Genomic DNA, 11,292 nt, shown 5'->3' with positions numbered 1-11,292 from the left:
AAGATGACCAAACTCTTCAAAAACGATCAATTTCATTATCACATCATGCTGCTACCGATTTTTGTCTTGTTCATTCTGTTCCATGTGCTGCCCATATACGGCATATTGCTCGCATTCAAGCATTTTATCCCGACGAAAGGGATCGTCGGGTCGCCGTGGGCGGGGCTGGAGCATTACAAATTTCTGATGCAGAATCCGGAGATCTGGCGCGTGCTGCGCAATACGCTTCTCATTTCGGTCGGCAAGCTGATCACGCTGCTTATTCTCCCGATCGTGCTCGCGCTGATGCTGAACGAATTGCGCGTCAAATGGTTCAAGCGATCGGTGCAGACGATTACGTACTTGCCGCATTTTCTATCGTGGGTCATTCTGGCGGGGATCTTCCGCGACATTCTATCGACCCATGGCATAATCAACCATCTCCTAGAGTCGATTTTCGGATTGAACCCGATTATGTATCTCGGCAGCAATTTCTGGTTCCGTCCGATCATCATCATCTCGAACATGTGGAAGGAAATGGGCTTTTCGACCATCATTTATTTGGCCGCTCTGACGAGCATCAATCCTGCTTTGTACGAAGCGGCGGAGATCGACGGGGCGACCCGCTTTCAACGCATCCGGCACGTTTCCATTCCCGGCATCGCGATGGTCATCGCGCTGCTGGCGACGCTCAGCTTAAATGGCATTCTGTATGCGGGCTTCGATCAGATCTACAATTTGTACAACGTCATCGTGTACGATACCGGCGACGTTATCGAAACCTGGGTCTTCCGCAACGGCCTGGTCGGTGCGCAATACGAGATGGGTACCGCGGTCGGGCTCGTTAATAGCGTGATGAGCCTGTCGCTGATCGCGCTTACCTATACACTGGCCTATCGGTTTGCCAACTACCGCATATTCTAGCCCGGAAGGAGAACAGCGCATGATTATTTCCAAATCGTTCGGTTCACGGGCATTCGATGCTGCGTTGATAGTGATTTTGACGGTCATCTCGGCGGTGACGTTGTTTCCGATTTTGCATACGGTCGCGGTCTCGTTCAGCAATCCCGCCATCGCCGGTTCCGGCACGATCACCGTGCTTCCCAAGGGGCTGTCGTTGAGTGCGTATACGCGCGTCCTGGACGACAAGCAGTTCTTCAGTTCGCTCTGGGTGTCGGTAGAGCGGATCGTCATTACGCTGGCGCTCGGCACCGGCGTCACCTATTTAGCCGCGTTCCCGTTCTCCCGGGAAACCCGGGACTTTCGGATGCGGAACGTGTATCTCTGGCTGCTCTTGATTGTCAGCAGCTTCAATGGCGGCATCATTCCGGGCTACATGAACGCCAAAAACCTCGGCTTGTACGATAATTTCTGGATTCTCGTCCTGCCGTATTTGTTCAACTTCGGCAATATTCTGCTCGTCTTCAATTTTTGGCGTAACCTGCCGAAGGAGCTGGACGACTGCTCGAACATCGACGGTGCCGGTCCCTGGACGAAGCTGACGCATATTTACTTTCCGCTGTCGCTGCCGGTGCTGGCCACGATATCGCTCTTTACGATCGTCAACACGTGGAATGAGTATTTCCAGGCGATTGTCTTTATTAACAATCCGCATCTGATGCCGTTGCAAACGTACTTGCAGCAGATCGTGGTGACGATCGATCCGACGCGTCCCGAGGATATTTCGAAGGCAGGCGGTTCACTGTCGGAAATATCGAACCAGACGCTCGATGCGGCAAAAATCTCACTGACGATGCTGCCGATCTTGTTCGTGTATCCGTTCCTGCAGCGGTACTTTATTCACGGCATTACGCTCGGATCGGTGAAAGAGTAGGCACTGCACGCTGGAAAACTCAGCCTGGTTGCCAGAGTCTTTGCTGGTCAAACATCGTATTATCTAGAGCCGCAAATCCTGCGGCTTTTTGCGCTTTCATCCCATTTTCGAAGGAAGTGCAAGTATAATAGGCCTTTGGTTATGGATCGATGGAGTGCTTTTGGATTTTCCAAATAATAGTATACTTAAAGCAAATACGGTCATTGGAGGAAAATGGATTGAAACGATGGTTTTTGCTTTCAGTTATCGGAACTCTAATGCTGACGCTGTTTCTGCCCTTTCAGGCTGCCGCTGCGGACTTCGACTCCGTGTTAAAGGAAGGAAGCTCTGATTCTGATGTCACGATGGTTGCAGAAGGAATGGGGCATGCTCTTGCTTTAAAGCAAGACGGAACGGTTTGGTCGTGGGGAAACAACGCATTTGGTCAACTGGGCTATGGCGGCACAACAATCGAAGACGATCCTCCCGTTCAAGTGCAAGACCTTGATTCGGTTGTCGCGATCTCTACAGGTTCAGATCATAGCTTAGCGCTCAAAAGCGATGGTACCGTCTGGGCATGGGGAAGCAACTATTTAGGTCAACTGGGTATTGGAAAAGAAGGTGGGGTCAGTTCTTCCCCAGTTCAGGTAACTAATCTTAGCTCCGTGGTTGCCATTGCCGCAGGAAATAACCACAATTTGGCCGTTAAGAGCGATGGAACGGTATGGTCGTGGGGGCAGAATCAGTTCGGTGCATTAGGCGATGGAAGCACGACAGCGCGTTATACACCTGTTCAAGTACAGGGTCTCAGTTCGGTGATCGACGTTGCGGCGGGAGAGCGACATAGTTTGGCACTAAAAAGCGATGGAACCGTTTGGGGATGGGGGAGCAATGAAAGCGGCGAACTTGGCGATGGAAGCATGAAAAACCGTTATACGCCGGTTCAAGTACAGGGTATCGATTCGGTAATCGACGTTGCTGCAGGCTCTTCGTCGGGGTATTCGCATAGTTTGGCACTTAAAAGTGACGGTACCGTCTGGGCGTGGGGAAATAATTACGCCGGCAAACTCGGCGATGGAACGACAACCAGCCGTACTTCGCCCGTTCAGGTCATCCATCTCGATTCAGTAACCGCTATCGATGCGGGTCGTGAACATAGCTTGGCATTGAAAAGCGACGGAACCGTCTGGGCGTGGGGATATAATGATTTTGGCCAACTGGGAGACGGAAGCTCAACCCGTAGCGGCAGCTCTTCCCCCGTTCAAGTTCAGGGGCTCGGTTCGGTTATCTCCATTTCTGGGGGTTCTGATCAAAGTTTAGCACTCCAAGGCGATAATACCGTCTGGGGGTGGGGACTTCATTTTTGGCCTCCGGTAACAGCCAGTTATACGCCCGTACAAGTTCATGGAACTTGGCAAAACACGCCCAAAGCGCCGCAGTGGCCTCGGGGCGACGTACTGACAGTAACCGATGTAACCTATAACAGCGTAAAACTGAATTGGCAGCCGGCTATGGATGAAAAAGGCACAGACAAGTACTTGGTTTACACCCAAGGATACACGCTGCTAGCTACTTTTAATGGGGACGTTACCTCTTATGAAGTAAAGGGGCTGGCTCCGGATTCACATTATATCTTTTCCCTGGTTGCCGTCGATGCCGACGGCAACCAAAGCGAGAAGAAAGAAGTGCAAGTTACTACGTCAGCAATTACGACTCCCGGCACTTTTAGGCTTACGGATTCCAAAACGTATTCAGACGGTTGGTTCAATTATGAGTATTTATTATACGACGGGTACATTACATCTCCAGGTCAAGTGTTGAGTGGATCTTGGACGCCCCCTGAAGGCTATCATGGGGTCGTGAATGTCTCTATGATTACGGCGGATGGAGAAAATTACGACCTTAGTCTAGAGACCGTGAGCGAAGGGGGGTACCCCATTCCACGACTTACGACGGAACTCTCGGATGGTACAGAGTACAGTGGTGCTGGGCTGCCCATTGGTGACACTGCGGTTTGGAAAGTTAAGGGGCATACTGACCAAGATTATAGTCCGGATAAGAAGGTTACCGTCTATGTGAGTATCAAGTATGATAATCACTAATATCGTATGACAAATTAAGTCCGTGATTATGGTCTTACCCCCATCATGTAGACAGTGAAAAAAACGAACTATGCAACGGCCGTCTCCCGATAATCAACTGGGGGACGGTTATTTAATTTTTTCTGACAAGCTCAGGCAGATCAACAGGGCTTAATCCGAAGTATTACCATCCAAAATCTTTAACCGTTTGATATCTTGAATCGGCGAAAGACCGAACAATCTGCTATATTCGCGGCTAAATTGGGAAGGACTCTCATAGCCAACCTGAAATGCGACATCGGCGGCATTCATCGACTCCGATAATAAGAAGCTCCGAGCAGCCTGCAATCTCAGCTGCTTTTGGAACTGAATCGGCGTCATCGCGGTAATCTCTTTAAAACGCCGATGCAGCGTGGGCATGCTCATATTAACATGCTCGGCAAGCTCCTCGACACGAAACGCTTGTTTATAATGCTCCTTGATATAATCAATCGCCGCCTTGATTCGAAAAGCTCCGTCGCCTTCGACAGCCAATTGAGTAAGGGTACCTCCGTGTTTCCCTTGCAGCACGCGGTACAGAATTTCTTTGATTAACAGCGGAGCAAGCAATGGGATATCCATCGGCTTATCCAGCAATTGGATTAATCGAGTCACGGCATCCAATAGCGGCACATCCACCTCGTTAATAAATAATCCTCGTTTCGCTTGTTCGGTGGGAGATGGTTTGATTCCGGATTCCTTCATGACTTGCAGGACTTCTTCTGGGGTGAAATTGATTCAGCGCCAGATAGGGAGCTTCTGGGGATGCTTCAGTGATTTGGCTGATGACCGGCAGTTGAACGGAGGCCACCAAATATTCTGCAGGGTCGTACCTGTATCGTTCCTGGGCAAGCAGCACTTCCTTCTGTCCTTGGAAGACGAAACAAATGGAACGGTCGTGGACGCCATGTTTCGGATCGGTTACTTGGTTTTGGCGAAACAAGAAAAGCGAAGGAATGGACGTCGGATGGACGCCGTTCTCGCGATTCGTAAGCCGATCGATGCTCCGAGCGAGCTTCTCACGATATTCATGCGGTTGTTGGGACATTGTACTCTCCTGTGGGGTTGTTTGAGACCCATCATAGTATACGCAGCGTTCTCGTGCAATCGGATGTGATAGGATTAGGCAATCAAATGAGGCGATCGTGATACCCCATGCCGGTTCGCCTGGTGCATAATGATGAAGCTCGAATTGAGCCATAATAATATCGACTATTGGAGGAGATATAGCATGGTTACGGCACAGAAACCAATCGGCTCCGGTTTCGGAGCTTCTACAACCGCAGCCGAGGTCATTAAAGGGATCGATTTGACCGGAAAGATCGCGATCGTGACAGGCGGTTACTCAGGCATCGGTTTGGAAACCGTTTGTGCGTTACGCTCGGCAGGAGCAACGGTCATCGTGCCCGCTCGCGATATCGCAAAAGCAAAATTAAATCTGGGCGACATGACGGATGTTCTGGTGGACGCCATCGATTTGTTGGATTCGGCATCGATCGATGCCTTTGCAGCGCGATTCCTCAGCCGGTTCGACAAGCTTCATATCCTTGTCAACAATGCGGGCATTATGGCAACGCCGCTGGTACGCGACGAACGGGGCAACGAATCCCAATTCGCAGCCAACCACCTTGGCCATTTCCAGCTTGTTTGCCGTCTATGGCCGGCACTCGTGCGAGCGGAAGGCGCGCGCGTCGTTGCGCTCTCATCCTATGCCCATCGGCGTGCAGGAATTGACTTCCATGATTTGAATTTCGAACGGCGCGAATATAACCCTTGGACCGCTTACGGCCAATCGAAAACCGCTAATGCGCTGTTTGCCGTTGCGCTCGATTCAATCGGGAAGCCTCACGGCGTGCGTGCGTTTTCCGTCCATCCGGGCGGCATTGCAACGGATCTGCAGCGCCATTTATCGAAATCGGAGATCGATTCGCTCGACATCTTGGATAAGTCCGGGAAACCGATCATCGATCCCGACAATAATCGTAAAACGCCTCAGCAAGGCGCCGCCACCAGCGTATGGTGTGCGACAAGTCCTCAGCTTGACGGCAGGGGCGGCGTCTACTGCGCGGATTGCGAGATCGCGCAGGCGCTTCCGAGCGATGAATCCACCAATATGCACGGCGTGCGTCCGCGCGCGACCGATCCCGTTGCCGCCGGCCGTTTATGGCAGCTGAGCGAGCAACTCACCGGCGCGCAGCTTCCTCGTTGAGCGTTGACTGATTTCAGACTGTATGAAAATCATGCGGAACAAACCATAAAACGAAAGGCGTGAAGGATATGAAAAGCGTTGAATTGGGATCACAGGGTTTGAAGGTAAGTCAAATTGGCCTTGGCTGCATGGGCATGAGCACCTACATTTACGGACCAAGCGACGACGAACAAAGCTTATCTACCCTTCGCCGCGCAAGCGAGCTCGGCGTGACGTTCTTTGACACCGCGGAAACTTACGGAATGGGCCATAATGAACAATTGCTGGGCCGCGCGCTCGCCGGCTTACGCGAACGGGTGGTCGTCGCGACCAAAGTCGGATTCGGCTTCACGGAAGACGGCCAGATTAAGGTTGTCGACGGGAAACGAGTTGTGGACGGGAAGCCGGAGCATGTCGTCCGTGCCATCGAAGGTTCACTGCGCCGGTTGCAGATGGATTACGTCGATCTCGTCTACCTGCATCGCATCGATCTTGCCGTCCCGATCGAAGAGACCATCTCGGCAATGAGCAGGCTGGTCGCCGATGGGAAGATCGGCCATATCGGCTTGTCCGAAGCCGCGCCGGAGACCATTCGCCGCGCGCATGCCGTTCATCCCCTTACTGCCGTTCAGACCGAGTATTCGTTGTTCGAGCGCGGCGTGGAGGTTAACGGGGTCCTAGATACGGTCCGGGAACTAGGAATCGGGTTCGTGCCGTACTCTCCGCTCGGACGAGGTTTCTTGACCGGGCGCTTCAAGGCGGATGAACTTGACCAAAAGGACTTCCGTAAAACGGACCCGCGGCTCAGCGGAGAAAATCTGCAATCCAATACGCGAATCGTCGAGGCGATAAGCCGGATAGCCGAAAGCAGGGGCGTCCAGCCTGCGCAGCTCGCTTTGGCCTGGACGATTGCTCGGGGCTGTATCCCTATCCCCGGCACGCGCCGAATCCCCTTCTTGGAAGAAAACATTGCTGCCGCGGATATCGTACTCACGCCAGACGAGCTGGCCAAGCTTGACGAAGCCGCACCTGTAGGCATCGCGGCAGGAGAGCGTTATACCCAAGCCAATATGGCTTACGTAAACAAATGAGGTGAGGGCTTGAACGAACTTCAACGCATATTGAAGAGCAGGTTCGATACAATCGAAAAGAGAATTGGCTTGGTTCTGAATCAGTTGGACGATCAGCAAGTAAACTGGCGTCCTAATAAGTCGAGTAACAGTATTTCCATTTTGATCATTCATATGAGCGGGAACATAAACGAGCGAATTGGCCAAGGCATGAACAATAAACCGTTTGCGAGAAATCGCGATGCAGAGTTCGAAGAGCAATTTAAGACTAAAAACGAGCTGCTTGAGATGATCCAGGCTACGCTTGGAGACGTGAAAGAGACGTTGATGTCTATGTCGGACGAACGCTTCTCGGCGTCGCACCTAGCGGGCAATCGGGATCTAACGAATCGCGAGGTATTCATTCAAACCGCAACGCATATCTCGGAACATGCGGGACAGGTCTTTTACATCGCGAAGATGTTAATGGATGAGTCCTACGTGACTACGACCATTCCGAAACGAAAATCGTCCGTATGAGTCAAACGGTCCTCGTTCAAAGCAAATCGTTAGCCAGAAAAACACAACGGCCCTTGGTTTTGGGCGCGCTTGTACTGGCGATGTTTATGTCAGCTATCGAAATGACGATCATTTCGACCGCCATGCCCAGCATCGTTGGAGAATTAGGCGGGTTTTCGCTGTACAGCTGGGTATTCTCGGGATTCTCGTTAATGCAGGCCGTAACGACGCCGATTTATGGCAAGCTGTCCGACTTGTTCGGCCGGAAACCCGTATTTATCGTCGGGGTCGTTATTTTTCTAGTCGGTTCTGTCTTGTGCGGTCTTGCAACATCGATGCTCATGCTCGTGATCTTTCGGGTGATTCAAGGATTCGGCGCCGGCGCGGTCCAGCCGGTTGCCATGACGATTATCGGGGATATGTACTCGGTTGAAGAACGCGCAAAAATCCAAGGCTATTTCTCCAGCGTGTTTGGCATTTCATCTGTAATCGGGCCGCTCTTCGGAGGCATGATCGTTCAATATTCCCACTGGTCTTGGATATTTTGGATGAACGTACCGCTAGGAATATTGGCCGTTGCTGGCGTCCTATTCTATTTGCACGAAGGCGTTGAGAAACAAAAGCGTTCCATCGATTATGCAGGGTCCGGCTTGTTTTTCATTACCATCACGTCCCTGATGGTCGTATTGATCCAGGGGGGCGTTGCCTGGAGCTGGACATCCCCGCAAATTCTCGCGTTATTGCTTGCAGTTGCAGTGGGGACGGGTATGTTCTTAAGGCAAGAAAGCCGTGCTTCGGAACCGATGATGCCGCTGCCTCTGTGGAAGAACCGTTTTATTGCCATAGGCAATATGGCTACGCTTACGTCTGGAGCCATCGTCATTGGATTGACAAGTTTTCTTCCCGCATACATTCAAGGCGTCATGGGGGGGACCGCTTTCGTTGCCGGCTTTGCGCTTACGGTAATGACGATCGGGTGGCCGATCGCTGCGTGGTTGGCGGGATATTCCATTCTTAAAATGGGTACTCGCCCAACAATGGAGGGACCGTAACTTGGAGCAACAATAGGGCACTGAATACTTTGTTTGGTATTCAACAGTCCTCAGGTTGGGGACCGGCAATTGTTTCATTGGCTGACGGTTCACAGCGCCTATTCGCGAACTTTCAGGGTTCAGGTCACGCGCCATTTTACATGACAAGGAATAGCGCGTATTCGAATTGGGAGAATATCCCTCGAACCATACCTGGCGCTCCTCAGTATTCTACGGGCAGAGCGACTGCGCGCGCCATTGGAAATACGGTTGAAGTTGGGTACCTCGAGGCGAACTATTATGGCCAGCCAATTCCTTCAGGTGCTGAAGGTTACAATATGATAAGGACCGCCTATGATGTTAACAGAGGTTGGGCTGGATATGCACAAGCAGACGAACAAGGCTGGCGCGAGAACAGCGGGTTCTCGATTAATGTAGCTGATGAAATGCATAATGTTTCTTTTTCTCAAATGATGCACAGTGCAAATAGAAACAACATCAATCAAATGTATGTCAAATATGAATCTGTATTCAGCCTATTTAAATAAAGAGGACAAGCTGTTGCTTGAATTTCATGTTGCTTTTGGTTTGCGAATTTAAGACCTTAGGAGGGTTTGTAATGGGGATGCTTGACAATAAAATTGCGCTGATCACCGGAACAGGAGGCGGTCAAGGACGCGCCGCGGCGCTTGCTTTTGCGCGGGAAGGAGCAAAGGTCGTCGGAAGCGACATCAAATCCGAAGCGAACGAGGCAACGGCCGAGTTCGTGCGTCGCGCAGGCGGCGAGATGACGAGCATAGCTCCGATCGACCTCACCGATCCCGAACAAGCACAGGAGCTCGTCGAGGATGCGGTAGCCACTTACGGCGGACTAGACGTCGTCTACAACAATGCTGCGATGCAATACTTTGGTCCGATGCCCGATTTCGCGATTGAGAGCTGGCGAGGGACCATTGCTGGCGAGCTCGATATCCCTTTCTTCGTGTCGAAGTACGCTTGGCCGTATCTAGTTCGGCGCGGCGGAGGCGTTATCATCAATGTCGCCTCCATGGCGGGCATGATAGCGGGGGAGACCCCGCCAATGGTCGCGCATGGCGCGGCGAACGCAGGAGTCATCGCCATGACGCGGCAATTCGCGCTTGAAGGCGCACCCCATGGCATACGCGCTGTTGCGATCAGCCCCGGTCCGATACTGACCCCGGCCAGCGACCGCGACCTCGGCGACAATCAGGCGGCGCGGGACGCGATTACCGGCAAGACGCTGCTCAAGCGCTTCGGACGCCCCGAGGAAGTGGTGGAGTTGGCGGCCTTTCTGGCCTCCGACCGGGCGTCTTATATAACGGGAGCCAACTTTGCGGTCGACGGCGGCGCCACAGCTTGGTAATAGCACACGAAAAAACCATCGCAAATCTACTTAGGCGATGGTTTTTTGTCTGAATCTGAGGAATTGGAAGGTTACCTAGATGATCCTTTATACATTTATCGAGCAGATCGTATTTGTCCGTATAGTGAAGATAAAGTGTTCCCCTGTTTAGATTAGCTTTTTCCGCGATGTCGTTGATCGTAATGTTCTCGAAACTTTTCTCGGACATCAACTCAATCAGGGCTTTATTGATCGCTTCCCTAGTTTTGATTATTCTTCTATCTACTTTAGTCATGATGTGCGTTTACCGTCCTTATTATGATGATGTTGAACAGACTTCAATGTTGTGTTGATTAGTTAACAAGATCGAATTTATTAGCGATTGAGGTTTTGCGTGAACGTTCTATAATGATAATCAATAGATGTCAATTAATCAACTATTGTTGACTATCTATCAAAAAATATTTATGCATAGAGAGAAACATAGCTATGCAAATAAGGAGAAAGAGGCGAAGAGAACATGAAAATTGAGGTCTGGTCCGATGTTATGTGTCCATTGTGTTATATTGGAAAAACGAATTTGGATACAGCCCTTGAACATATAGACCGTTTCAGCTATTCCCTAATGCTCCGAGCAATACCGGCCAAGATTATTATGCCTGGACGGCCGAAATTCATGGCGGCGGAATGTCCATCGATTACGTGAGGGACGGAAATAAACCAGTGGTCAAAATGGCGAAGGACATTGGCCTCGACTATAATCTTGATACATTGATTCCATCGAATACTTCGGATGCTCTTCGCGTGGCCGTTTATGCGCAAGAACAAGGCAAAGCAGGAGAGTGGATGGCTCGGGTTTATAAAGCCTATCTTACCGATTCGCTGGATATCGGCGATCACGAAACGCTTGCTAGGCTTGCGGGCGAGAGTAATCTTGATGCAAAAGAAGTTCTCGATATGCTATCCAGCGATAAGTATAAGGATACGGTAAAGAATGAACGGCAATATGGGTCCCAGCTAGGGATCACAGGTACACCGTTCTATGTCATCAATGATAAGTATGCGATATCCGGGGTAAGGACGAGCAGTGCGTTCTTGGATATGTTAGAACAAGTGTGGAGAGAAGAACATCCTTTGCAGATCATTGCCCCTGTTTCGGATGGCGATTCCGAGGGCGGTCTCTGCGGGGACGGAGTTTGCAAGATTTAACTTGAATCGTGGAACAGAAAT

General features: G+C 51.0%; 11 protein-coding genes and 2 pseudogenes. 10 read left to right on the top strand and 3 right to left on the bottom strand.

What is annotated here, in order from left to right:
- Positions 1-3 precede the first annotated feature (3 nt).
- The 3 genes from I8J29_RS02765 (at position 4) to I8J29_RS02755 (ending at position 3,894) form a co-directional block, all read left to right on the top strand.
- On the top strand, positions 4-903 hold the full coding sequence (locus tag I8J29_RS02765) for an ABC transporter permease (RefSeq protein WP_208846054.1): 900 nt from the start codon (positions 4-6) through the stop codon (positions 901-903).
- Positions 904-922: 19 nt separating this feature from the next.
- On the top strand, positions 923-1,813 hold the full coding sequence (locus I8J29_RS02760) for a carbohydrate ABC transporter permease (RefSeq protein ID WP_208846052.1): 891 nt from the start codon (positions 923-925) through the stop codon (positions 1,811-1,813).
- Between the two features lie 218 nt (positions 1,814-2,031).
- Entirely contained in the window at positions 2,032-3,894 is a 1,863-nt protein-coding gene (locus I8J29_RS02755) for an RCC1 domain-containing protein (protein WP_208846050.1), read from the top strand.
- Positions 3,895-4,044: 150 nt separating this feature from the next.
- Here I8J29_RS02755 and I8J29_RS34380 read toward each other — a convergent pair whose 3' ends face one another.
- Together I8J29_RS34380 and I8J29_RS34375 are read right to left on the bottom strand one after the other, a co-directional pair.
- Positions 4,045-4,617 carry an AraC family transcriptional regulator gene (locus I8J29_RS34380; protein WP_338113013.1) on the bottom strand — a complete coding sequence of 191 codons (573 nt, stop codon included), beginning with the start codon at positions 4,615-4,617 and terminating at the stop codon, positions 4,045-4,047.
- Positions 4,556-4,960 (bottom strand): AraC family transcriptional regulator, encoded by a 405-nt coding sequence (locus I8J29_RS34375; protein ID WP_338113012.1) that lies wholly within the window; start codon positions 4,958-4,960, stop codon positions 4,556-4,558. The genes I8J29_RS34380 and I8J29_RS34375 overlap by 62 nt, the downstream gene beginning before the upstream one ends.
- A 183-nt stretch (positions 4,961-5,143) precedes the next feature.
- On the opposite strand from I8J29_RS34375, the gene I8J29_RS02745 reads away from it, so the two are divergent.
- The 6 genes from I8J29_RS02745 to I8J29_RS02720 all read left to right on the top strand — a co-directional run bounded on the left by I8J29_RS02745 (position 5,144) and on the right by I8J29_RS02720 (position 10,083).
- Entirely contained in the window at positions 5,144-6,121 is a 978-nt protein-coding gene (locus I8J29_RS02745; protein WP_208846048.1) for an oxidoreductase, read from the top strand.
- 68 nt (positions 6,122-6,189) lie between these two features.
- Positions 6,190-7,191 (top strand): aldo/keto reductase, encoded by a 1,002-nt coding sequence (locus I8J29_RS02740; RefSeq protein WP_208846046.1) that lies wholly within the window; start codon positions 6,190-6,192, stop codon positions 7,189-7,191.
- 9 nt (positions 7,192-7,200) lie between these two features.
- Entirely contained in the window at positions 7,201-7,689 is a 489-nt protein-coding gene (locus tag I8J29_RS02735; protein WP_208846044.1) for a DUF1572 family protein, read from the top strand.
- The gene (locus I8J29_RS02730) at positions 7,686-8,720 is read left to right on the top strand and encodes an MFS transporter (RefSeq protein WP_208846042.1); all 1,035 of its coding nucleotides are present in this window, start codon (positions 7,686-7,688) and stop codon (positions 8,718-8,720) included. Before I8J29_RS02735 ends, I8J29_RS02730 begins: the two co-directional genes overlap by 4 nt.
- A gap of 29 nt (positions 8,721-8,749) precedes the next feature.
- Positions 8,750-9,247 (top strand): hypothetical protein, encoded by a 498-nt coding sequence (locus tag I8J29_RS02725; protein WP_208846040.1) that lies wholly within the window; start codon positions 8,750-8,752, stop codon positions 9,245-9,247.
- A gap of 71 nt (positions 9,248-9,318) precedes the next feature.
- A complete protein-coding gene (locus tag I8J29_RS02720; protein WP_208846038.1) occupies positions 9,319-10,083 on the top strand; it encodes an SDR family NAD(P)-dependent oxidoreductase in 765 nt (254 codons plus the stop codon).
- A 67-nt stretch (positions 10,084-10,150) separates the two neighbouring features.
- On the opposite strand, the pseudogene I8J29_RS33620 reads toward I8J29_RS02720, so the two are convergent.
- Positions 10,151-10,357, bottom strand: a pseudogene (locus I8J29_RS33620) (TetR/AcrR family transcriptional regulator); the annotation flags it as partial.
- Positions 10,358-10,674: 317 nt separating this feature from the next.
- Between I8J29_RS33620 and I8J29_RS02710 the strand changes: the two are divergent.
- Positions 10,675-11,271: pseudogene (locus tag I8J29_RS02710) on the top strand (DsbA family oxidoreductase); the annotation flags it as partial.
- Positions 11,272-11,292: the final 21 nt, after the last annotated feature.

It is taken from the genome of Paenibacillus artemisiicola (genome assembly GCF_017652985.1).
Classification (GTDB): domain Bacteria; phylum Bacillota; class Bacilli; order Paenibacillales; family Paenibacillaceae; genus Paenibacillus_Z; species Paenibacillus_Z artemisiicola.
Note: the sequence above shows the minus strand (reverse complement) of the source record. Positions and strands in the feature narration are given on the sequence as shown.